Annotated in this window: 25 protein-coding genes; 15 read left to right on the top strand and 10 right to left on the bottom strand. The window is 64.4% G+C overall.

Annotation, left to right across the window (positions count from 1 at the left end):
- Positions 1-16: 16 nt before the first annotated feature.
- The 5 genes from Q376_RS0113690 to Q376_RS0113670 form a co-directional block, all read right to left on the bottom strand.
- Positions 17-661 carry a ferredoxin gene (locus tag Q376_RS0113690; RefSeq protein WP_027350782.1) on the bottom strand — a complete coding sequence of 215 codons (645 nt, stop codon included), beginning with the start codon at positions 659-661 and terminating at the stop codon, positions 17-19.
- 142 nt (positions 662-803) lie between these two features.
- On the bottom strand, positions 804-1,256 hold the full coding sequence (locus Q376_RS0113685) for a GAF domain-containing protein (RefSeq protein WP_027350781.1): 453 nt from the start codon (positions 1,254-1,256) through the stop codon (positions 804-806).
- A 54-nt stretch (positions 1,257-1,310) separates the two neighbouring features.
- Complete coding sequence (locus Q376_RS0113680) at positions 1,311-2,135, bottom strand: MetQ/NlpA family ABC transporter substrate-binding protein (RefSeq protein WP_027350780.1); 825 nt, start codon at positions 2,133-2,135, stop codon at positions 1,311-1,313.
- 139 nt (positions 2,136-2,274) lie between these two features.
- Positions 2,275-2,928: a methionine ABC transporter permease gene (locus Q376_RS0113675; protein WP_027350779.1), complete on the bottom strand. Its 654-nt coding sequence runs from the start codon at positions 2,926-2,928 to the stop codon at positions 2,275-2,277.
- The gene (locus Q376_RS0113670; protein ID WP_027350778.1) at positions 2,921-3,964 is read right to left on the bottom strand and encodes a methionine ABC transporter ATP-binding protein; all 1,044 of its coding nucleotides are present in this window, start codon (positions 3,962-3,964) and stop codon (positions 2,921-2,923) included. The genes Q376_RS0113675 and Q376_RS0113670 overlap by 8 nt, the downstream gene beginning before the upstream one ends.
- A gap of 349 nt (positions 3,965-4,313) precedes the next feature.
- Here Q376_RS0113670 and Q376_RS22725 point away from each other — a divergent pair, with 349 nt between their 5' ends.
- The 12 genes from Q376_RS22725 (at position 4,314) to Q376_RS0113610 (ending at position 12,753) form a co-directional block, all read left to right on the top strand.
- Complete coding sequence (locus tag Q376_RS22725; RefSeq protein ID WP_052365274.1) at positions 4,314-4,973, top strand: riboflavin synthase; 660 nt, start codon at positions 4,314-4,316, stop codon at positions 4,971-4,973.
- A gap of 155 nt (positions 4,974-5,128) precedes the next feature.
- On the top strand, positions 5,129-5,674 hold the full coding sequence (locus Q376_RS0113660; protein ID WP_027350777.1) for an adenine phosphoribosyltransferase: 546 nt from the start codon (positions 5,129-5,131) through the stop codon (positions 5,672-5,674).
- Between the two features lie 6 nt (positions 5,675-5,680).
- Positions 5,681-6,175 (top strand): xanthine phosphoribosyltransferase, encoded by a 495-nt coding sequence (gene gpt / locus Q376_RS0113655; RefSeq protein ID WP_027350776.1) that lies wholly within the window; start codon positions 5,681-5,683, stop codon positions 6,173-6,175.
- Between the two features lie 68 nt (positions 6,176-6,243).
- A complete protein-coding gene (gene ung, locus Q376_RS0113650) occupies positions 6,244-6,933 on the top strand; it encodes a uracil-DNA glycosylase (protein WP_027350775.1) in 690 nt (229 codons plus the stop codon).
- Between the two features lie 39 nt (positions 6,934-6,972).
- Positions 6,973-7,602, top strand: a complete 630-nt coding sequence (gene upp / locus Q376_RS0113645; protein WP_027350774.1) for a uracil phosphoribosyltransferase — start codon at positions 6,973-6,975, stop codon at positions 7,600-7,602.
- On the top strand, positions 7,571-8,200 hold the full coding sequence (mobA, locus tag Q376_RS0113640; RefSeq protein ID WP_052365270.1) for a molybdenum cofactor guanylyltransferase MobA: 630 nt from the start codon (positions 7,571-7,573) through the stop codon (positions 8,198-8,200). The genes upp and mobA overlap by 32 nt, the downstream gene beginning before the upstream one ends.
- 17 nt (positions 8,201-8,217) lie before the next feature.
- Complete coding sequence (gene mobB / locus Q376_RS0113635; protein WP_027350772.1) at positions 8,218-8,799, top strand: molybdopterin-guanine dinucleotide biosynthesis protein B; 582 nt, start codon at positions 8,218-8,220, stop codon at positions 8,797-8,799.
- Entirely contained in the window at positions 8,796-10,025 is a 1,230-nt protein-coding gene (locus Q376_RS22720; RefSeq protein ID WP_043447955.1) for a molybdopterin molybdotransferase MoeA, read from the top strand. Before mobB ends, Q376_RS22720 begins: the two co-directional genes overlap by 4 nt.
- The gene (gene moaC, locus Q376_RS0113625; protein ID WP_027350771.1) at positions 10,022-10,846 is read left to right on the top strand and encodes a cyclic pyranopterin monophosphate synthase MoaC; all 825 of its coding nucleotides are present in this window, start codon (positions 10,022-10,024) and stop codon (positions 10,844-10,846) included. The genes Q376_RS22720 and moaC overlap by 4 nt, the downstream gene beginning before the upstream one ends.
- A complete protein-coding gene (locus Q376_RS0113620) occupies positions 10,843-11,301 on the top strand; it encodes a molybdenum cofactor biosynthesis protein MoaE (protein WP_027350770.1) in 459 nt (152 codons plus the stop codon). Before moaC ends, Q376_RS0113620 begins: the two co-directional genes overlap by 4 nt.
- Positions 11,298-12,311, top strand: a complete 1,014-nt coding sequence (moaA, locus tag Q376_RS0113615; protein ID WP_043447947.1) for a GTP 3',8-cyclase MoaA — start codon at positions 11,298-11,300, stop codon at positions 12,309-12,311. Before Q376_RS0113620 ends, moaA begins: the two co-directional genes overlap by 4 nt.
- Before the next feature lie 157 nt (positions 12,312-12,468).
- Positions 12,469-12,753, top strand: coding sequence for an H-NS family histone-like protein (locus Q376_RS0113610; RefSeq protein WP_027350768.1), 285 nt, complete (start codon positions 12,469-12,471; stop codon positions 12,751-12,753).
- A gap of 76 nt (positions 12,754-12,829) precedes the next feature.
- Here Q376_RS0113610 and Q376_RS0113605 read toward each other — a convergent pair whose 3' ends face one another.
- Together Q376_RS0113605 and dinB are read right to left on the bottom strand one after the other, a co-directional pair.
- On the bottom strand, positions 12,830-14,461 hold the full coding sequence (locus Q376_RS0113605) for a ribonuclease J (RefSeq protein WP_245598956.1): 1,632 nt from the start codon (positions 14,459-14,461) through the stop codon (positions 12,830-12,832).
- Between the two features lie 113 nt (positions 14,462-14,574).
- Positions 14,575-15,639: a DNA polymerase IV gene (gene dinB / locus Q376_RS0113600; protein ID WP_027350766.1), complete on the bottom strand. Its 1,065-nt coding sequence runs from the start codon at positions 15,637-15,639 to the stop codon at positions 14,575-14,577.
- Positions 15,640-16,055: 416 nt separating this feature from the next.
- Here dinB and Q376_RS0113595 point away from each other — a divergent pair, with 416 nt between their 5' ends.
- Both Q376_RS0113595 and cysQ read left to right on the top strand, forming a co-directional pair.
- Positions 16,056-16,442, top strand: coding sequence for a histone-like nucleoid-structuring protein, MvaT/MvaU family (locus tag Q376_RS0113595; protein ID WP_027350765.1), 387 nt, complete (start codon positions 16,056-16,058; stop codon positions 16,440-16,442).
- 206 nt (positions 16,443-16,648) lie between these two features.
- Positions 16,649-17,509: a 3'(2'),5'-bisphosphate nucleotidase CysQ gene (cysQ, locus tag Q376_RS22715; RefSeq protein WP_043447945.1), complete on the top strand. Its 861-nt coding sequence runs from the start codon at positions 16,649-16,651 to the stop codon at positions 17,507-17,509.
- Here cysQ and Q376_RS22710 read toward each other — a convergent pair.
- Both Q376_RS22710 and Q376_RS22705 read right to left on the bottom strand, forming a co-directional pair.
- Positions 17,493-18,167, bottom strand: a complete 675-nt coding sequence (locus Q376_RS22710; RefSeq protein WP_052365269.1) for a FlhC family transcriptional regulator — start codon at positions 18,165-18,167, stop codon at positions 17,493-17,495. The genes cysQ and Q376_RS22710 overlap by 17 nt on opposite strands.
- Positions 18,168-18,178: 11 nt before the next feature.
- Positions 18,179-18,565, bottom strand: a complete 387-nt coding sequence (locus Q376_RS22705) for a flagellar transcriptional regulator FlhD (protein ID WP_081803562.1) — start codon at positions 18,563-18,565, stop codon at positions 18,179-18,181.
- A 147-nt stretch (positions 18,566-18,712) separates the two neighbouring features.
- On the opposite strand from Q376_RS22705, the gene Q376_RS0113570 reads away from it, so the two are divergent.
- On the top strand, positions 18,713-19,264 hold the full coding sequence (locus tag Q376_RS0113570; protein WP_052365265.1) for a histidine phosphatase family protein: 552 nt from the start codon (positions 18,713-18,715) through the stop codon (positions 19,262-19,264).
- Positions 19,265-19,288: 24 nt separating this feature from the next.
- On the opposite strand, the gene Q376_RS22700 is transcribed toward Q376_RS0113570, so the two are convergent.
- A complete protein-coding gene (locus tag Q376_RS22700; protein WP_043447944.1) occupies positions 19,289-20,047 on the bottom strand; it encodes a DeoR/GlpR family DNA-binding transcription regulator in 759 nt (252 codons plus the stop codon).
- Between the last annotated feature and the right edge of the window lie 25 nt (positions 20,048-20,072).

Here is a 20,072-nt window from a genome sequence, read left to right as displayed (position 1 = left end):
CGGCTCCTCCCTGTGCCTAGGGTTGGGTCGACGCCACGTCCTGGTCGATGACCATCTCGCCTCGTTCGATCTGGTGCAGGCGCAGGACCAAATCGGCCGGACGGAAGCCGATCGCAGTGCTGAGGCGGCGAACGTAGAGGCCGAGGTGGTTGGGCGAGATCAGTTCGGGGCAGGCGATGGTGCAGAGATCGCACATGATGCACTCGTCGAAGCACTCGGCGGCGGAAAGATCACCGGCCGCGGCGAGCATGACGCCTTTGTGCACTTGCAGATGCTTGGGGCAGGCGCTATCGCATCCGCCGCAGTGGCGGCAGTGCTGGGCCTCGGGGAAGGTGGCGTTGATTCGTTCGAGGATCCGCCAGCTGTCGCCGTTCCAGTCGTCCATGGCGTAGACATGGTGACGGTGCATCGGCAGGTGGTCGAGGAAGGCGACCTGCAGTCCCTCGCATGCACGAGTCTCGCAGGCCAGTGCGGAGAGCACCTCGGACTCGCCCTGGCGGCGGACGAGCACCCGGCATGAGCCGCAGACGCCTTGCCCCATGCAGCCGACCCCGTCGATCAATGTCTCTCCGGCATCGATCATCGCCTCGAGGATCGAGCGGGTGGGCTCGGTGTCGATCACGCAGCCGTTGACGGTGATGCGAACCTGGGATGTCTGCATGGCGGCGGCTCCTGTCGGTTGCCTGCCCGCTCGCTTTCAAGCGGCATGGCCCGGCGGCCTGGTCACGACGTCCATGTTAGACGTTTTTGTCCCGGTAGATAGTGTGGTTATTTGTCTCGCTCAAGCGCCGGGCCCGATCGGTTCAGTCGAAGTCGCTGGCCGCCTTGAATATCTCGCACAGCCGCTCGATCCCGGCCTGGTCCTCGGCACTGAAGCGTGCCTCGTTGGGGCTGTCGATATCCAGTACGCCCCAGAGCCTGTCGTCGACCACGATCGGTACCACCAGCTCCGAGCGAGAGGCGGCGTCGCAGGCGATGTGGCCTGGAAAGGCATGCACGTCGTCCACCCGCTGGGTCAGACGCGAGCGGGCCGCGGCGCCGCATACGCCGTGCTCGAAGGCGATCGGGTTGCAGGCGGGCTTGCCCTGGAATGGGCCGAGGGTGAGCCAGCCGGGCGAGCTCTGCAGGTAGAAGCCGACCCAATTGAGCCGGTCGAGCGAATGTTGGATGAAAGCGGCGGTCTGGGCCGAATTGGTCAGCCAGTCGCGGCTGTCGAGCAGTGCCTCGAGCTGGCGGCCAAGCAGGGAATAGTCCATCGCGGGCTCCTGGGGATGAGGAGGGCGCCGGCCATCGCCGGCGCCTTCAGAGGGTTACTGCCAGCCAGGAATGGCGCCGCACTGGAACAGCGCCTCGGCGCGGTTGGCCACTTCTTCGGTCTGGAACGCTTCGACCAGATGGCGAATCTTGGGCAGCTCCTGGTCGCCGTTGCGCACCACGATCAGGTTGACGTAGGGCGAGTCGGTGCCTTCGCGCAGCAGTGCATCCTCGGGGGTGAGCCCTGCGGGCTGGGCGAAGGTGTTGTTGATGAAGGCGAGGTCGACGTCATCGAGCGAACGCGGCAGCTGGGCGGCATCGACTTCACGGAACTGCAGGCCGTGGGGATTGTCGCTGATGTCGTCGAGGGTCGCTTCAGGATTCTGGTCATCGACCAGCGAGATCAGCCCGGCCTGATCGAGCATCAGCAGCGCGCGGGCCTGGTTCGACGGATCGTTGGGCAGCGCGATGGTGGCGCCTTCAGGCAGCGCCTCGATCGAGTCATGGCGTCTGGAGTAGGCGCCGATCGGATAGAGGAAGGTGTTGCCGGCCGAGACCAGATCGTAGCCACGGTCCTGGTTCATCGCCTGGAGGTAGGGCGCGTGCTGGTAGGCGTTGGCGTCGATGCTGCCGTCGGCGAGTGCTGCGTTGGGCGAGACGTAGTCGGTGAACTCGACGATCTGGACGTCGAGATCGAAACGCTCCTTGGCGATGCGCTGGGCGACTTCCATCAGCTCGCTTTCGGGGCCTGCGATCACGCCGACGCGCACGCTGTCGTCATCGCCTGCACCGCCGCCGCAGCCGGCGAGCAGCGAGGAGAGCGCCAGCGCCCCGGCACCGAGGGCGAGGTGTGGAGAAAGACCTTTGAGTCGGTCGAACATGGTGGACATCCTTCTTGGTTCTGGTCGGGGCGCATGGCCCGTGTCGTCATCGGCGCCCCGAGGCTATGAGCCCGGGCGCAAGTGGGATGCGACCGGCCTGTGGCCGGTGCCGATTATGGTTATGGGGGTGCGTCGCGGCTCATTTGTGCTGCGCCTTGCGAACCAGGTAGTCGCCGATCATCTGGATCAGCTGCACCAGCACGACCATGATGGTGACGGTGCTGATCATCACCGCGCTGTCGTAGCGGTTGTAGCCGTAGTTGATGCCTATCGCGCCAAGGCCGCCGGCACCCACCGCGCCGGCCATCGCCGAGTAGCCGATCAGGGTGATCAGGGTGATGGTCGCTGCGGTGATCAGCCCGCCGCGCGCCTCCGGCAGCAGCACCTTGAGAATGATCTGCGGCGCGGTGGCGCCCATCGACTGGGCGGCTTCGATCAGCCCGGGCGACACTTCGTTGAGCGATCCTTCGACCAGCCGGGCGACGAACGGGATCGCCGCCACGGTGAGCGGTACGATGGCGGCGTTGATCCCGATCGAGCTGCCGACCAGCAGGCGAGTGAAGGGGACTATCGCGACCATCAGGATGATGAACGGGATCGAGCGGCCGACGTTGACGATGATGCCGAGCAGCCCGTGCAGCAGCGGGCGGGCCAGGAACCGGCCAGGGCGGGTGACGTAGAGCGCCACCCCGAGCAGCAGCCCGAGCAGAATCGAGATGACCCCGCTCACCGCGACCATCACCAGGGTGTCGAGGGTCGCCTGCCAGAGGCGCTCGAGCATCGCTTCACTCATTCCCAGGAACATGTCCGATCACCTCTACGTCCAGATCGATGGATTGCATGTACGCGATCACCTCCGCGGTGGTCTCGGGATCGCCGATCAGCTCGGCGATCATCAGCCCCAGGGTGTGCGACTGGATCGCCTCGACCCGGGCCTGGAGGATGCTGATGTCGATATCGAAACGACGCGAAAGGTGCGAGATCAACGGCCGGTCGACCGATTCGGTGCCGAAGGTGAGACGCACCACCGGGTGGGTCCGGCCGTCGCTGCTTTCGCCCATGCGCGCGAGCAGCTCGGGCGGTATCTCGAGCTCAAGGTAGTCGTTGATGAAGGCGCGCGCCGCCCGGCTCGCCGGTGCGGTGAAGAAGCGTCCCACCTCGGCGGTCTCGACCAGCTTGCCGCCCTCGATCAGCGACACCTGGTCGCAGATCGTCTTGACCACTTCCATCTCGTGGGTGATCAGTAGGATGGTCAGCCCCAGCTTTTGGTTGATCTCCTTGAGCAGGGCGAGAATGGAGGTAGTGGTATGGGGGTCGAGCGCTGAGGTCGCTTCGTCGCAGAGCAGCACCTTGGGGCGGCTGGCCAGCGCACGGGCAATCGCCACGCGCTGTTTCTGGCCGCCGGAGAGCTGCGCGGGATGGCGCTCGGCCATGCTCGCAAGGCCGGTCAGCTCGAGCAGTGGCAGTACCCGTTCACGGATTTGCGCCTTGTCCATCTTCATCAGTTCGAGCGGCAGCGCTACGTTGGCGTAGACGGTACGCGAGTCGAGCAGATTGAAGTGCTGGAAGATCATGCCGATCTGGTGGCGGGCCGCGCGCAGGCCCGCGGTGTCGAGACTGGTCAGCTCGACGCCGTCTACTTCTACCCGGCCCGAGGTCGGGCGTTCGAGCAGGTTGACGCAGCGGATCAGGGTGCTCTTGCCGGCCCCTGAGAGGCCGATGACCCCGCTGATGGTACCGGCGGCGACGTGCAGGTCGATGCCATCGAGGGCGGTGACCGCTCGTTCGCCGCTGCCATAGGTCTTGACGATGTTTTCTAGGGTAATCATTGGCCTGTCGGGTCGAGGCGACGGCTTCGCGACGCAAAAGCGCCAGGCGTCGAAGGATGGGGGGCGGCGATAATCGAAACTGCGGGCGGGAACGGGCGGGACGACCACCGGCTGGAAGACCAAGGCGGTGTCGAAGCGATCGGATACGACACCCCGTTTAGCAGTATTTGCTCTGGCGCCCGCAAGCAGGGATCAAATCAGCGCCTGTCGAATGGGGCGGAATTCTAGGCACCGGGGCGGTGGACGTCAATCGCGCGGCCCGCTCGGCAGCCGGGCGGTGACCGTGACAAAATGACCGCCTTCGCGCTAATCGGCCCATGCGCTATTCAGCCATCAACAGGAGTCGGTCATGTTCACCGGAATCATCCAGGGAGTCGCCGAGGTCGTCGCGATCGAGCGCCGTGCGGGTCTTCACCATCTCACCGTCGCACTGCCGCAGGGGCTCGAGCGCGGGCTCGAGACCGGCGCTTCAGTGGCCCACAACGGCTGCTGCCTGACCGTCACCGAGGTCGACGGCACGCGCGCAGGCTTCGACCTGATGGCAGAAACGCTGAGGGTCACCAACCTTTCAGGCCTCGAGGTCGGCGACCGGGTCAACATCGAGCGCGCTGCGCGCTTCGGCGATGAGATCGGCGGCCACGCGATGTCCGGGCACATCATCTGCCAGGCGACGCTCGAGGAGATCATCGAGGCACCGAACAATCGCAGGCTATGGTTCCGGCTGCCTGGCGAATTGCTGCGCTTCGTGTTCGACAAGGGCTACATCGGTGTCGATGGCGCCAGCCTGACCGTCGCGGCGGTGGAGGGGGAGCGCTTCTGCGTCGACCTGATCCCGGAGACGCTGGCTCGTACCACGCTTGGCGAGCGCTCTATCGGCGCGCGGGTCAACATCGAGATCGATCCGCAGACCCAGGCCATCGTCACTACCGTGGAGCGCGTGCTCGCCGCGCGCACAGGCGAAACCGTCGCATCGCCACCGGCGGTTAAGCCTGGGCGGGATTTGGATTAGACTAGGCCACCTCTGAGTATTCATCCGTCCTGCGCCTGGCCCCTTCGATACGGCGATCTCGCCTGTTCGTGGGGCGGGCCTGGGCAATCATCCCAAGCATGGATCGAGTCGCGCGAGGCCTCGCGCGTGAAGGAGAGACCCCGTTGGAGAACTCGATGAGCGTCTATGGCGACTACATCAAGTCGGTGATTCGCACGGTGCGCAACTGGCCGGAGCCTGGCGTCAATTTCCGCGACATCACTCCGCTTTTGCAGAACAGCGCCGCCTTTCGCAAGCTGATCGACAGCTTCGTGCACCGCTATCAGGAGCTCGAGATCGATGCCATCGCAGCGATCGACGCGCGCGGCTTCATCATCGGCGCGCCGCTCGCCTATGAGCTCGGCTGCAGCTTCGTGCCGGTGCGCAAGAAGGGCAAGCTGCCGTTCAAGACGATCAGCGAGACCTATAAGCTGGAGTATGGCGAGTCGACCGTCGAACTGCACTCCGACGCTTTCCGTCCGAAGGACCGCATTCTGATCGTCGACGACCTGATCGCCACCGGCGGCACCATGCTCGCCGCCGCCAAGCTGATCGAACGCAGCGGTGGACTGGTGGTCGAGACCGCTGGAATCATCGATCTGCCCGAACTCGGCGGATCCAAGCGCATCCGCGAGGCGGGCCACAGCGTGTTCGCCGTGTGCAGCTTCACCGAATCGGAGTGAGTCGAGATGAGTAGCAGCGACCGCTACCAGCACTACTTCACCGTCTCCTGGGACCGCCTGCACCGCGACGTGCGCGAACTCTGCGACAGCCTGCTCAGTCGCCGCTTCGTGGGCATCGTCGCGGTGGCTCGCGGTGGGCTGATCCCGGCCGGGCTGATCGCGCGCGAGCTCGATATTCGCCTGGTCGACACCGTCTGCGTGAAGAGCTACGACAAGATGGAGCAGGGCGAGGGGATCGACGTGCTCAAGGGCATCGACCATGACGGCGATGGCTGGTTGCTGGTCGATGATCTGGTCGATACCGGCAAGACCGCGCGGGCGGTGCGCGAGATGCTGCCCAAGGCGCATTTCCTCACCATCTACGCCAAACCCGAGGGGCGCGAGCTGGTCGATCAGTATCATTCCGAGGTGGCACAGGACACCTGGATCCAGTTCCCCTGGGATACCGGCTTCGCCTATGTCGAGCCGCTGGCCGACCGCCGTCGTCGCGATCAGGACTGAATCTTCCAGTGCGCTGCCCAACCGCGCGGCGCGCTTGGGCTTTCCCACCGCAGTCAAGGATATCGCCGATGCCCGCTGTGCTTCCCGACGATTGGAACGCGACCCTCGGCGCTGAGTTCGAGGCGCCCTACATGCGCTCGCTCAGGCGTTTCCTCAAGGATCGCAAGGAGCAGCGCCGAATCATCTACCCTCATTCGAGGGACTGGTTCCGCGCCTTCGAGCTGACCCCGCTGTCCCAGGTCAAGGTGGTGATCCTCGGCCAGGACCCTTATCATGGGCCCGATCAGGCGCACGGGCTATGCTTCTCGGTGCGCCCGCAGGTGGCGATCCCGCCTTCCCTTGTCAACATCTACCGCGAGCTGGCCGCCGACGACGTCGATTTCACCCCGGTCAACCACGGCTTTCTCGAGAGCTGGGCGCGCCAAGGCGTGATGCTGCTCAACAGCGTATTGACGGTCGAGCAGGGTGCCGCCGGCTCGCATCGCGACCAGGGCTGGGAGCGGTTCACCGACCGTGCGATCGAGCTGATCAATCGTGAATGTCCGCACGTGGTGTTCCTGCTCTGGGGCAGCTATGCACAGAAGAAGGCGGCGTTCGTCGACCGTGAACGCCACCTGGTGCTGCACTCACCGCACCCTTCACCGCTCTCCGCGCATCGCGGCTTCTTCGGCAACCATCACTTCTCGCGTGCCAACGCCTTCCTCCGCGATCATGGCATCGCTCCGGTGGACTGGCGGCTGCCCGAGCGAGTCGAGTGAGCCGCATCGCCACATCTACAATGAACTAAGGTTATCGATATGAGTGTCCACGCCATCAACCACCCGCTGGTCCAGCACAAGCTCGGCCTGATGCGCGCCAAAGGCGTCAGCACCAAGCATTTCCGCGAGCTCGCCAGCGAAGTCGCCGAGCTGCTCACTTACGAGGCGACTAAGCACCTCGAGCTCGAGCCCCGGATGATCGAGGGTTGGACCGGCGAGCGGATCGAAGTCGAGAAGATCAAGGGCAAGAAAGTCACCATCGTGCCGATCCTGCGCGCCGGGATTGGGATGATGGACGGGGTCACCAACCTCATTCCCAGTGCGCGGATCAGCGTGGTGGGGCTCTATCGTGACGAGCAGACCTTGGAGCCGGTGCCCTATTTCGAGAAGTTCGTCTCCGACCTCGACGAGCGTCTCGCGCTGGTGATCGACCCGATGCTGGCTACCGGCGGCTCGATGATCGCCACCATCGAAATGCTCAAGGCGCGCCAGTGCCGCGAGATCAAGGTGATCGTGCTGGTCGCGGCGCCGGAGGGGATCGAACGGGTGCTCAAGGCGCATCCGGAGATCGAGATCTACACCGCCTCGGTGGACCAGGGGCTCGACGAGCACGGCTACATCGTGCCGGGGCTGGGCGATGCCGGCGACAAGATCTTCGGTACCCGCTGAGCCGGCGGCCCGGGTCGAGGCGGTGATCCTCGCCGGTGGCGAGGGCCGGCGCATGGGGGGAGTCGATAAGGGGCTGGTCGAGTTCGCCGGACGCGCCCTGGTCGAGCATGTGCTCGAGCGGCTCGCGCCCCAGGTGGTGGGCGTATCGATCAGCGCCAATCGCTCTCTCTCGGCCTATCGGGCCCAGGCCGTCGGTGCGGTCTTTGGGGACCGAAGCGAGTGCGCGGGGGCCGGTCCCCTGGCTGGCATCGACGCCGCGCTGACGCGGATGCGACCGGGGAGCGAGTGGCTTTTGGTCGTACCCTGCGATGCGCCGCTGCTGCCGATCGATCTCTGCGCGCGGCTGCTCGCCGTCGCGCAGGAGACCACCGAGGTGGTCTACGCTTGCGATCGCAAGCATTGCCATCCCACCGTCGCGCTGCTGCGGCGTGAATTAGCGCCTCGTCTTCGCACTGCGCTGCTCGAGGGCGTGCGTCGTCCGCTCGATTTCTATGCCGGGTGTGAGACCCGAATCGCGCAGTTTCCCGATCCGATCGCATTCGCCAACCTCAATACCCCGGCCCAGCTCGCCGAGCTCGAATCCATGCTGCGCGGCTGACCAATGGAGTACGCTAGATGAACGATCGCATCGCGCCCGTGCAGAGCATCATCCCGCTGATCGGTATCGTCGGCTGGAGCGGCTCGGGCAAGACCACGCTGCTCGAGCGGCTGCTGCCGTTGCTGCGCGAGGCGGGCGAGCGTTGCGCGGTGATCAAGCATGCCCACCATCGGTTCGACATCGATCAGCCTGGCAAGGACAGCTACCGGTTGCGCAGCGCGGGCGCGGTTCCGATGCTGGTCGCATCGGGGCGGCGCTACGCAATGATGGTCGAGACGCCGGGGCGTGAAGAGCCCGATCTGGTCGAGCTGGTCGAGCAGGTCTCGAATCTGGCGCCGACGCTGATCCTGGTCGAAGGCTTCAAGCATGCGCCTCTGGCCAAGCTCGAGGTGCATCGACCGGTGCTCGGCAAGCCGCTGATCGCGACCAGCGATCCTTGGGTCATCGCAGTGGCCACACCCGAGCCGCTCGCGCTGCCGGCAGGGGTGGACAACCTCCAGCTGGATCGGCCTGGGGAGCTCGTCGACTGGCTGCTCGGCTGGTGCCGTGGCTGGCCGTCGCACGATGCGCCGCGGCTGCCCGTCGAGCACCAGCGATGAGCGTCCAGCGACTTTCGCTCGCCGAGGCGCGGGCGAGGATCAGCGCAGCGCTGGGCGAGTTTTCCAGCCGGCGTCGGCTGGCCACCGTGGCGCTCGATCAGGCCAGTGGCCGGCTGCTCGATCAGGCGGTGATCGCCGGGCTCGATCTGCCCGGCATGGATAGCTCGGCGATGGACGGTTTCGCCCTGGCGATCTCCTCGCTCGCCGGCAGGCCTCGGCTGCGGCTGGTGGGGGAGAGCCTGGCGGGACATCCGTTTCGCGGCCGGGTCGCGGCCGGTGAGGCGGTACGTATCGCGACCGGCGCGCTGTTGCCGGATGGCTGCGACACCGTGGTGGTGCTCGAGCGGTGCGCGCTCGAAGGACAATGGCTCGAGATAGAGCGTGGTGCCGAGGTGCGACGTGGCGAGCACATCCGCCGGCGTGGCGAAGCGGTGGCCCGCGGTGATCAGGTACTGGCGGCCGGCACCCGGCTCGATTTTCGCCATCTGGGGCTGCTCGCGGCCCTTGGCCACGACGAAGTGCAAGTGCGCGATCGGGTACGCGTCGCGCTGTTCTCGAGCGGCGACGAGCTGCGGGCACCCGGGCGGGCGCTCGACCCGGCGAGCGGCTTCGATGCCAATCGGCCGCTGCTCGCCGCACTGCTGCGTCGCCGCGGTGTCGAGCTGGTCGGCGGCGGCATCCTCGCCGACGATCCTGGCGCGCTCGCGCGTGCCTTCGATAGCGTCGCCGAGCGGGTCGATTTGATCGTCACCACCGGCGGCGTTTCACTCGGACCCAAGGATCACCTGCGCGATGCGCTGGCGGCATCCGCCGGCCTGGACTTCTGGCGTGTGGCGATGAAACCGGGCCAGGCGATGGCGTTCGGCCGCTGGCGAGGCGTGGCACTGCTCGCTCTGCCGGGCAATCCTCTGGCCGCGCTGGTGGGTGCGCTGCAACTGGTGCTGCCGGCGCTGTCGCTGCTGGAGGGGGGCGAGGCCGCACCGCGCCGCTTGCACGCCTGCCTCGACTCTGCCGTCGAGGGGCGCCGAGGACGCTGCGACCTGCTGCTCGGGGTGTGCTATGTCGATGCGATGGCGCGGTGCCGGGTGCGTCCCTTGGCAAGACAGAATTCGCATATGCTCGGCACGCTCGCTGGGGCCAACTGTTTGATCGAGCTCGATGAGGAACGCGAGCGAGCCGAACCAGGGGAGGTGGTGAGCATTCAACCTTTCGGAGAGACACCATGAGCCGCACGTTCACCCACTTGAATGCACGGGGCGAGGCCCACATGGTCGACGTCGGCGACAAGCCGGTCAGCCACCGCGAAGCGCTGGCCAGCGCCAGGGTGCGGATGGCGGCCGAGACGCTGGTGCGTCTGGTCGAAGGGGGGCTGCCCAAGGGCGACGTCCTGGCCACCGCGCGCATCGCCGGCATCCAGGCGGCCAAGCGCACCGCCGAGCTGATCCCGCTGTGCCATACGCTGCCGCTCTCCTCGGTGCGGATCGATTTCGACATCGACCCGGCGCTGCCGGGAGTGCTGGTCGAGGCGCGCTGCCGTGTCGAAGGGCGCACCGGTGTCGAGATGGAGGCGCTGACCGCAGCCTCGGTCGCCTGCCTGACGCTCTACGACATGTGCAAGGCCGTGGATAAGGGCATGGTGGTCGAGGCGCTCCAGCTCGAACGCAAGACCGGCGGGAAGTCGGGAGACTGGCAGCGTATGCAGGCATCCGACGCCTCCCCAGGGCAGGCGGCGGAAAGTACAGCGGCAGCTGAACTGGGCGACGAGGAAGGCGATGCTGTGGCGCCGCAGGCCGCCTCCGTGCGCGTACGTTTCTTCGCCGAACTGCGTGAACGTTTGCAGTGCGATAGCGTGAGTGTTCCGATGACGGACATGGATACCACGACCATCTTCGCGCTCAAGCAGGCGCTGATCGCAAGAGACCCGCGCTTCGCGGCACTCGATGAGCCTCGAGTGCTCTGCGCGCTCAATCGACGGATGAGCAAGCTCGACGCCTCGCTTTCGCCCGGCGATGAAATCGCCTTCTTTCCTCCGGTGACCGGAGGATGAAAACGATCGCGATTCAGACCGAGGGTTTCGATCTCGGCGCGGTCGAGTCGTCGCTCATCCAGGGGCGTTCCGACTTGGGCGCGATGGTCTCGTTCGTCGGTCGGGTGCGTGATTTCAGCGATCGACCGGGAGTCAGGGCGCTGACGCTCGAGCACTATCCAGGAATGACCGAGGCGGTGCTCGATGCCCTGGCCGATGAGGCAGTGGCCCGTTGGCGGCTCGGCGGCGTGGCGATCATCCACCGCGTAGGGCGGCTCTCACCGGGCGATGAAATCGTCCTGGTCGCTGTCGCCTGCGCGCATCGCAAGGCGGCCTTCGAGGCGTGCGAATTCATCATCGATCGGCTCAAGACCCAGGCACCTTTCTGGAAGAAAGAGCATAGTGACGAAGGTGATCGCTGGGTCGGCGAGCGGATGAGCGACCGCTGGGCCAGCGAGCGATGGGAGGAATCATGAGCCAGTCTAGCGACAGCAGGGGATTGATCGACGATTTCGGACGCAGGGTACGCTACCTGCGTATTTCCGTTACCGATCGTTGTGACTTTCGCTGTGTCTATTGCATGAGCGAGAAGATGACTTTCCTGCCCCGTCAGCAGGTGCTGACGATCGAGGAAATGGCCAACGTCGCCAGCGCCTTCGTATCGCTCGGGGTGGAAAAGCTGCGGATCACCGGCGGCGAGCCATTGGTGCGCCAGGGCATCGGCACCTTGATCCCGATGCTTGGCGAACTCAAGTCTCGCGGGCTCAAGGAGCTCGCGATGACCACCAACGGTTCGCAGTTGGTGCGTCACGCACGGGCCTTGCGCGAAGGTGGGGTCGACCGGCTCAACGTGAGTCTCGACTCCCTCGATGCACAGCGTTTTCGCCGTCTGACCCGCACCGGTGAACTGAGCAAGGTGATCGCCGGTATCGACGCTGCCCAGGCGGCGGGATTCGACAGGATCAAGCTCAACGCGGTGATCATGCGCGGGCGCAACGAAGACGAAGTGCTGCGGCTGGTCGAGTTCGCGCGAGAGCGTGAGCTGGACATTAGCTTCATCGAGGAAATGCCGCTGGGAAACGTCTCCGACCACGGTAGAGATGAAACCTATTGCTCCAGCGACGAAGTGCAGAGAATCATCGAGCAGCGCTATGTATTGACGCCTTCGACCGAGTCGACGCTGGGACCATCGCGCTATTTCAGAATGAGCGATGCGAAGAGTCGCATCGGCTTCATTTCCCCGCACAGCCACAATTTCTGCGCCAGCTGCAACCGCGTTCGTGTGACTGCCGAAGGGCGACTGCTGCTGTGCCTGGGTAACGAGCACTCGCTCGATCTACGTGCGATCCTGCGCCGCTATCCGGGTGATATGGCGCGTCTCGAGCGTGAGATCATCGCGGCGATGAGGCTCAAGCCCTACCAGCATCATTTCACCACCGATGGCGATGTACAGATCGTACGCTTCATGAACATGACCGGAGGTTAGGAGGGCGCCGGATCGTTCGAGCTTAAATCGGCATCCCATGACCGGATCGGGCAGGGAATGTGAGAAAGAAAAATAGCCCATTGCGATGAGATGGATATGCAGTTAAAACCATCTCATCTTATAATGCCGGCGAACATTCCATCTTCGAGGAGAAGACATGTCCAGTGACGATCTTGCCCGTATTGCTCGCAACAAGAACGTAGCTCGTGCCGCTGCGCGGCAGTTGAGCATGGAGCAGCTGGTCAAACTGTCTGAGATCATCAATGACGTGATCACTCAGAAACGTGACGAGGAAGCGCAGCGTCAGCAGGAAGAGAAGCTCAAGGAAGAGAAGCTCGCCGAGATTCGCGATGCCATGAGCAGTGCCGGTCTCTCCGTCGACGATTTAGTCGCCGAGCGCCCGAAACGTCGGGGTCGTCCGCCGAAAAATGCCGCGAAGTGATCATTGGCGCATCCAGTCGTGATGCGCTTTTTTTCCTCGGAGCCGGACCCCCGCTAGCCGCGGGGGTTCACTTCGTTCAGGGCGCCACCTCGACGATGTCGAGATGGATTCTCGCCACGCGCGGGCCGTGATCGAACAGCCAATGACCCAGGGCATCGAGCAGGGATTCACGCAGCTCGCGGGTGTTGCGTGCATGTTGGTCGACCAGACGTTCGTCGAGCCAGTCGCCGAGTACGTACTCGTCGATCTCGACGCCCAACGGCGGGTCGACGATCAGTCGCCCGACGCGCGACCAGCCCGATTCATCGTGGACCACCGGCAGGACGAGGGCGAGCGCAGGGCGTGAGTCGCGACGTTGATCGCTGCGGCGCTGCTCGATCAGCCGCGGCGCGAGCTCCAGCCGTGTCACCAGCTCGATTCGCTGTCCATCCCAGCGCAGCCAATCACCGTCGCGAGGGCTGAGATCGCCTTCGATGCCCAGTTCGTGGGCGAGTGCCAAGTGGGCGCGCTGGTGCTCTTCGGTACCGTGCACCGGCAGCAGGTAGCGGGGCTTGATCCAGCCGTAGAACGTGCGCAGTTCATCCCTCGCGGGGTGGCCGGAGGCGTGCAGTTCCGGATGCTCGCTCTCGTCCAGTACCTCGATCTGGCGCTGTCGCAGCGCCGAGACCAGGCTCGCGATCGCGCGTTCGTTGCCGGGAATGATCTTGGACGAGAAGATCACCGTGTCGCCGGCTTCGAGTTCGAGCTCCATGTGCCGCCCTTGCGCCATGCGGGAGAGCGCAGCGCCTGGCTCGCCCTGGCTGCCGGTGGCGATCAGCAGCACTTCCTCGCGTGGAAGGTAGCCTGCGTCCTTGAGCGGCACGGGCAGCGGGAAGGCGTCCAGGTAGCCGCAGCTCTTGGCGATCTGGACCATCCGCTGCATCGCCCGCCCGGCCAGCACTACGCGACGATTGCTTCCGCGCGCGGCGAGCCCGGCGGCGTGGATACGGGCGAGGTTGCTGGCGAAGCAGCTCACTACCACGCGCCCCGTGCATTTGGCGACTGCCGAGGCGAGCGCCTGGGCCACGCTGCCCTCGCTCGCCGAGTGGCCGCTGACCGTGGCGTTGGTGGAGTCGCCGACCACCAGGTCGATCGGCGCCAGACCGCGAAACAGCGCCTCGTCGATCCGCGGGCCGAGTAGCGGTTGGCTGTCGAGCTTCCAGTCACCTGTATGCAGCAAGCGGTGCTTGCCGACGGTGATCAGCAGCGCGCAGCTTTCGGGAATCGAGTGGGTGACCCCAAGGGTGCGCACACCGAAAGGCTCGATCTCGAAGGCGTCGCCGGGCTGGAAGACCTGGATCACCCCGGTGTCGAGGCCGTGCTGGGAGAACCGGTGACGCAGCATCGCGGCGGCCAGCGGTGACGCCCATATCGGGCAGCCCCAGCGCGGCCACAGCCAGACGATCGCACCGATATGATCTTCATGACCGTGAGTGACGACCAGCGCGGAGGGCGTGATCCCTCGCTGCCGGAGTGCCTCCACATCGGGTACCTGCAGGGGAGAGCCGGGCAGCTCCTGGTGGATCATCATGCCGCAGTCGATGGCGATCCAGCGATCCTCACTCCCATAAAGAGTGAGGTTCATGCCGATCTCGCCGCACCCCCCCATGAACAGGACATCGAGCGGCGAACGGCGGCGAGGACGAATGGATACATGGTGTCGGCTCATGGGACGCCTTTTGCCGTTGGGCATTTCACTATACGCGGCGTGACTGGATCGCGACAATCGCACCCGCTTCGAAGTCGCTGAATATACAGTGATTCATCTTCGCGCCGCTGGGATCATCGAGGATCCCAGAGCTCTTCGAAGAGTACCAGCTGACGTTCCAGCGCCGCATCGGCGAGACGTACGCCGACGCCGAGCAGGCGGATCGGCCTCTGGCCGCGCTGCCAGGCCTGGTCGAACAGGGTGACGAAGTTGTCGAGTTTCGGCGCCAGGCCGCCGCTTTCGAGCGTGGTACTGGTGAAGTCGTCGAAGCGGACCTTGACGAATAGTTTTCCGATCGAGGGAGCGCCATGGCGGTCGAGGCGCTCGGCGAGACGTTCGACCAGCGGAGCCAGCGCGGTGCAGCGGGCTTGCTGGTCGTCGATGTCCCGGTCGAAAGTGGTTTCGACGCTCACCGACTTGCGCTCGCGGTGGGTCTTCACCTCGCGCTCGTCGATACCGCGGGAAAGCTCGTAGAGGCGCCGCCCGAACTTGCCGAAGTGGTCGATCAGCTCGGCGATGGGGCGCTGTCGCAGTGCCTGGCAGTCTGCGATGCCCATCCTTTCCAAGCGGGCGGCGGTGGCAGGGCCGACGCCCGGCAGCTTGCCGACCGGCATGGCGCTGACGAAAGCGTCGACCTGGTCGGGAGTGATCACGTAGAGGCCATCCGGCTTGCGCCAGTCGCTGGCGATCTTGGCGAGGAACTTGTTCGGTGCCACGCCTACCGAGATGGTGATGCCGGTGACCTCTCGCGTGCGCGCCTTGAGCCACTCGGCCATCCAGGTGCCGCTGCCCTTGAAGCGCTCGATGCCGCTGATGTCGAGGAAGGCCTCGTCGAGGGAGAGCGGCTCGATGCGATCGGTCAGCTGCTGGAAGATCGCCATGATCTCGGCGGAGACCTGACGGTAGCGTTCGAAATCGGGGGGCAGGAGCCGCAGCTGGGGGCAAAGTCGCAGCGCTTGCGCGCTCGACATCGCAGAGTGCACGCCGAAGCGTCGCGCGGGGTAGTTGCAGGTTGCCACTACCCCACGCTGCTCGGGGCGGCCGCCAATGGCGATGGGGATGTCGCGCAGACTGGGATCGTCGCGCATTTCCACCGCGGCATAGAAGCAGTCGCAATCGGCGTGGAGGATCTTTCGCATGGGGCGATCTTCGCGTCATCCTGGATGAATGTCCAGTCTCGGTGATGCCAATGATGGTCTGTCATAGCGCACCAGTACCTGGGTATCGCTTCGGCTGCTCTTTGATCGTCCATTTGAGTTTTACTCTGTGCATGATTGTTTTTTATCCAAGGTGAGCGGGGACGATATGGAAGTTGGCTAAAAAGGCGAGACGGAGTGTTCTAAAGAGTGAAATAAAATGTAAAGTGGGACTTATCCGGGTGTCTTCCATTACTTGCATGGGGTAAGCTTTCATTCCCAAGGTTGGATCTAGCTTCTGGTCCCGCGTGCATGAACGCTGCCTCAGCGGAAAAGTAAGCATCCATTATGAACCTTTGCCACCGACCCGCGGTCTTGAAGGGTGGCGCTTGCCTCAACCTGATTGGAGATGCTCCTAGATGTCACTTCTCAGCGATTATTTACTCAAAGAACAGCAGATCAAGAAGCTGCGTGAAGAACTTCAGAAGCTCGAGCAGGATCAACGGCTTAAAGTGGAGTTGGAATTCAAGGGCAAGCTCGAGTCGCTCATGGGCGAGTTCGACAAGAGCGTTTCGGAAGTGATCGAGATTCTGGCCCCCCAAGGTGAGAGCATTTCGCGCGAGGTGGCTAAATCCGGCGGCAAAGGCACTGGTACGCGCCGAAAACGCAAGCTGAAGATCTACAAGAATCCTCATACCGGCGATGTAATTGAAACGCGTGGTGGTAACCACAAAGAACTCAAGGAATGGAAAGAACAATACGGTGCCGAGACGGTGGAGAGCTGGCTGGAAGGCACCGAAGCTTGAATGCGCTTCGCATCGGGCCGTGTTCGCGGCGTCGATGACGATTTATCGTCTCGCTGCTTGAATGCGCTCGTGTTCGAGATCGAGCTACCGCCCGCTGGGTCTTCCCGGTGGGCGGTTTTCGTTGTGCGCGACCGCCAACGGGCGTGGGGCAGCTGTATCAGCGCGCTATATTGCGCATATGCCGAACTTGCCACCGAGGAGGTCCAATGAGTCACGCCGCTCCTATCGTATCGGAACTGCAGCAGCAGGTGATCGATATCGCTCGCCGGGCGGGTGAGGAGATCATGCGTATCTATGTTCGAGACGACGCGCCAGCGGTGTCGCTCAAGGCCGATCACACGCCGCTGACCGAGGCCGATCGCAGTGCCCATCGCTTGATCCACCAGGCACTGAGCGCGCTCACCCCCGAGGTCCCGGTGCTGTCCGAGGAGTCGAGCGCTGCGGAGCTCGCGTCACGCCGGCAGTGGTCTCGCTTCTGGATGGTCGATCCGCTCGATGGCACCAAGGAGTTCATTCGTCGCAATGGCGAATTCACCGTCAATATCGCACTGATCGAAGCGCATCGATCGGTGCTCGCGGTCATCGAAGCACCAGCGCTGAATGTAGGCTATACCGCCCGCAGCGGCGCGCCGGCGCTGCGCTACCCAAGCGGCCCGGGGTGCGCTGGCGCGGTGCGCTGGGAGGTGCTCCAGGCGCGGCGATGGCACGAGCGCACGCCGCTGCGCTTGCTCGAAAGTCGCTCTCATTCGCGAGATCCGCAGGGGCGCTGGCGCCGTCTGCTGCCCGAGCACTCCACCAGGCGGCTCGGCAGCTCGTTGAAGAGTTGCGAGATCGCCGCGGGAGAGGCGGATCTGTATCTCCGTCTCGGTCCGACCGGGGAGTGGGACACCGCAGCCGCGCAGCTGATCCTCGAATGCGCCGGCGGTGCGCTGGTCGAGGTGGGCGAGCATTCGCTCGGCGAGGCGCTGGGCTACAACCGGCGCGACAGCTTGATCAATCCCCACTTCGCCGCTTTCGCGCCGGGCGTTGCGCCGCTGCTCGAGGCGTTGCTCAGCAGAGCCGATTGAGCCTCTGCGTGCCTTGCACGAATCGATTCGAGCGCCTCGCATGCTCGACACTCGTTGCGGCTTCCTGCCTGTCTTCGTTCGCGCCCATCCCGTCGGTGGCGAGGCCCTGTACGGTCGGCCGCCAGCGCGATTGGGCCGATCCGGCTTCGCGTCCGCTGCCCGCCCGCGCCGGCGGCTGGCAGAGACCGCATACGTAGCCGCAGCGCGGCGCATTGGCGTGGTCGATGAACAGGATTTCGCAGCGGGTGCAGCGGGTGGTCTGCAGCAAGTCGCCGTCGAGAAAGCGCAGCATCGTCCAGGCTCGGGTCAGGGAGAGCAGGGCGTTTTCCCATGCATCCTCCTGCCATTGCAGGTAGAGCCGGTAGCTCTTCAGCAATCGTTCGGCGGGCGCGGCACTGGTGCGCAGTTCGAACTGGCGATGGATGTTGTAGAACAGCGAGGCGTGCATGTTGGGACGCCATTGGAGAAACCAGTCAGCAGCGAAGGGAAGCGCCCCCTTGGGCAGATGGGTGCCGGTCTTTTCTCGATGGATTCTCGCCAGCCGGCCGTAGGAAATGGCGACGCTTTGCATGATCACCGAGGTACGCGCGCCGAGCTCGATCATTTCTATCGCCAACTGTTGTTGGTGCATCTGTTCGATCAGTCCGTGACCGGCCATTTTTCCCTCCATCACTTCGAATGGCGCGGCGAAGCGCAGGTGATGGGGTCGAGCAGGCTCAGCATGCGTCGGGCGCTGTGTGCCTCTGCCAGCCGGCGCTGCGTTGGATCGCTCTCCAGCAGGGCGGGATCCTGCAGGGCGAAAACGCACAACAGCTGGCTCATATGCGCAAGCTCCACCAATTGCGCAATGGGCAGCGCAAGCAGGCGCGTGGCGATATCGGTATCGATGCCGAGCTGCAGGATCGCCTGGTCTACATCATGCTTGATGAGATCGCGGGCGAGGATCAGATAGGCCAGGTTGTGCCGGTGAACTTTGGAAAGCAGCGCTAGATCTTGTTCTTTCTTTTCCATGATGATGCCCTTTCGTGCATTATCGATAGGAGTAATCATTTGCATTGATGGGAATCGGCAGGCCGATGGGCACGCTTTAATTTTTTATTTAAGAAACCATTAAAGTTATCCTCGGCAGTTTGTCGATGCCGCGATTGCATCATGTCGAGGATGCTGGCTAACATCATGCGTGCCCGAAGAACGGACGAAGAGATGCCCGTGTTGGAACTGATCCCCAAACCTTTCCTGTTCGTTCGCCATGGCGAAACTTTTCATAATCGTGCGCGTATCGTGGCCGGTAGGCTCGATGTCGTGCTCACCGATAAAGGCAAGCGGCAGGCGATCGCCGCACGAGAGAAGCTCGCTGGCTGGCATGCCGGCGTAGTGGCTTCGAGCCCGCAATTTCGCGCGCGCCAGACTGCGATGCTGGCGGTGCCGGGCGCTCGGCCGCTGCTGCTCGAGGGATTGTGCGAACGTGATTGGGGCCCTTTGGAGCTCGGCCCTATCCTGTCGCCGATGCCCTATCTCGACCCACCGGAGGGTGCAGAGGCATGGGAGCATTTCGTCGAGCGGGTGGGACGCACGATCAATGCCCTGCTCGAGCGCTACGAGCGGCCGCTGATCTTCGCGCACTCCGGTGTCTTCCGGGTGATCCGCCATCTCGCCTTCGGTACCCATGAGGGGCCGCGCATCGGCAACGTCGAACCGACGCGGATCCTGCCGCCCGACCAGCACTCCGGCAGCTGGCGGTTCGAGCCGCTCTGAGCGCTGGGGAGCTACGCGGACGGGCTAGTCGACGAGGCGCAGCTGGGTACCGGCGGTTTCCAGTCGTGCCCGCCACTCCTCGTTCGGCAGACGGTCGGTGACCAGCACGTCGACCATGCTCAGCGGGCCGACCTGGACCGGCGCACGCCCATCGAACTTGGAGGCATCGGCGAGCAGCACCGTGCACTCGGCATGACGCTTCATCACCCGCTTGATTTCCGCCTCGCCGATGTTCGCCTCCATCAGCCCGCGTCCGGCGTCGAGTGCCATCGCACCGATGAACGCGATATCGGCATGGAACCGCGCCAGGCAGCTCTCGGCGATCGGGCCGACGAAGGCCAACGATTTGCCGAGCAGCTCCCCACCGCAGCACAGCAGGGTCGCATCGCTCTCCACGCCCGCGGTGATCCGCGCCGAGTTGGTGACCACCGTGACGTTGCGCCGGCTGCGCAGCGCCCCCATCAGCTCGAACGTGGTGGTGCCGGCATCGATCATGATCGTCATGCCATCCTCGACCAGCGCCGAGGCGCTCTGCGCGATACGTCGCTTGTGGTCGACGTAGAGCGTCTCGCGCGCCCAGTAGGGCAGGGCGCTGTCACCCTCACGGCGCAGCACCGCGCCGCCATAGGTGCGCTTCAGCCAGCCCTCGCGTTCGAGCTTCTCGAGATCGCGCCGAATGGTCTCTTCGGTCACCCGGAAGCGCTCGCTGAGCGCGCCGACGTGGACCTTGTGTTCGCGCTGCAGGGTGGAAAGGATCTGCTGCTTTCTTTCTTCGGGGAGCATGGCGATGGCGCTTTCGTCGTGTTTG

This window comes from Halotalea alkalilenta DSM 17697, assembly GCF_000621205.1.
Classification (GTDB): Bacteria; Pseudomonadota; Gammaproteobacteria; order Pseudomonadales; family Halomonadaceae; genus Halotalea; species Halotalea alkalilenta.
Note: the sequence above shows the minus strand (reverse complement) of the source record. Positions and strands in the feature narration are given on the sequence as shown.

Excerpts from the sequence above, each read along its gene's own strand:
- Q376_RS0113690 (WP_027350782.1), bottom strand. The coding sequence starts at position 661 with ATGCAGACATCCCAGGTTCGCATCACCGTCAACGGCTGCGTGATCGAC.
- Q376_RS0113685 (WP_027350781.1), bottom strand. The coding sequence starts at position 1,256 with ATGGACTATTCCCTGCTTGGCCGCCAGCTCGAGGCACTGCTCGACAGC.
- Q376_RS0113680 (WP_027350780.1), bottom strand. The coding sequence starts at position 2,135 with ATGTTCGACCGACTCAAAGGTCTTTCTCCACACCTCGCCCTCGGTGCC.
- Q376_RS0113675 (WP_027350779.1), bottom strand. The coding sequence starts at position 2,928 with ATGAGTGAAGCGATGCTCGAGCGCCTCTGGCAGGCGACCCTCGACACC.
- Q376_RS0113670 (WP_027350778.1), bottom strand. The coding sequence starts at position 3,964 with ATGATTACCCTAGAAAACATCGTCAAGACCTATGGCAGCGGCGAACGA.
- Q376_RS22725 (WP_052365274.1), top strand. The coding sequence starts at position 4,314 with ATGTTCACCGGAATCATCCAGGGAGTCGCCGAGGTCGTCGCGATCGAG.
- Q376_RS0113660 (WP_027350777.1), top strand. The coding sequence starts at position 5,129 with ATGAGCGTCTATGGCGACTACATCAAGTCGGTGATTCGCACGGTGCGC.
- gpt (WP_027350776.1), top strand. The coding sequence starts at position 5,681 with ATGAGTAGCAGCGACCGCTACCAGCACTACTTCACCGTCTCCTGGGAC.
- ung (WP_027350775.1), top strand. The coding sequence starts at position 6,244 with ATGCCCGCTGTGCTTCCCGACGATTGGAACGCGACCCTCGGCGCTGAG.
- upp (WP_027350774.1), top strand. The coding sequence starts at position 6,973 with ATGAGTGTCCACGCCATCAACCACCCGCTGGTCCAGCACAAGCTCGGC.
- mobA (WP_052365270.1), top strand. The coding sequence starts at position 7,571 with ATGCCGGCGACAAGATCTTCGGTACCCGCTGAGCCGGCGGCCCGGGTC.
- mobB (WP_027350772.1), top strand. The coding sequence starts at position 8,218 with ATGAACGATCGCATCGCGCCCGTGCAGAGCATCATCCCGCTGATCGGT.
- Q376_RS22720 (WP_043447955.1), top strand. The coding sequence starts at position 8,796 with ATGAGCGTCCAGCGACTTTCGCTCGCCGAGGCGCGGGCGAGGATCAGC.
- moaC (WP_027350771.1), top strand. The coding sequence starts at position 10,022 with ATGAGCCGCACGTTCACCCACTTGAATGCACGGGGCGAGGCCCACATG.
- Q376_RS0113620 (WP_027350770.1), top strand. The coding sequence starts at position 10,843 with ATGAAAACGATCGCGATTCAGACCGAGGGTTTCGATCTCGGCGCGGTC.
- moaA (WP_043447947.1), top strand. The coding sequence starts at position 11,298 with ATGAGCCAGTCTAGCGACAGCAGGGGATTGATCGACGATTTCGGACGC.
- Q376_RS0113610 (WP_027350768.1), top strand. The coding sequence starts at position 12,469 with ATGTCCAGTGACGATCTTGCCCGTATTGCTCGCAACAAGAACGTAGCT.
- Q376_RS0113605 (WP_245598956.1), bottom strand. The coding sequence starts at position 14,461 with ATGAGCCGACACCATGTATCCATTCGTCCTCGCCGCCGTTCGCCGCTC.
- dinB (WP_027350766.1), bottom strand. The coding sequence starts at position 15,639 with ATGCGAAAGATCCTCCACGCCGATTGCGACTGCTTCTATGCCGCGGTG.
- Q376_RS0113595 (WP_027350765.1), top strand. The coding sequence starts at position 16,056 with ATGTCACTTCTCAGCGATTATTTACTCAAAGAACAGCAGATCAAGAAG.
- cysQ (WP_043447945.1), top strand. The coding sequence starts at position 16,649 with ATGAGTCACGCCGCTCCTATCGTATCGGAACTGCAGCAGCAGGTGATC.
- Q376_RS22710 (WP_052365269.1), bottom strand. The coding sequence starts at position 18,167 with ATGGCCGGTCACGGACTGATCGAACAGATGCACCAACAACAGTTGGCG.
- Q376_RS22705 (WP_081803562.1), bottom strand. The coding sequence starts at position 18,565 with ATGCAAATGATTACTCCTATCGATAATGCACGAAAGGGCATCATCATG.
- Q376_RS0113570 (WP_052365265.1), top strand. The coding sequence starts at position 18,713 with ATGCCCGTGTTGGAACTGATCCCCAAACCTTTCCTGTTCGTTCGCCAT.
- Q376_RS22700 (WP_043447944.1), bottom strand. The coding sequence starts at position 20,047 with ATGCTCCCCGAAGAAAGAAAGCAGCAGATCCTTTCCACCCTGCAGCGC.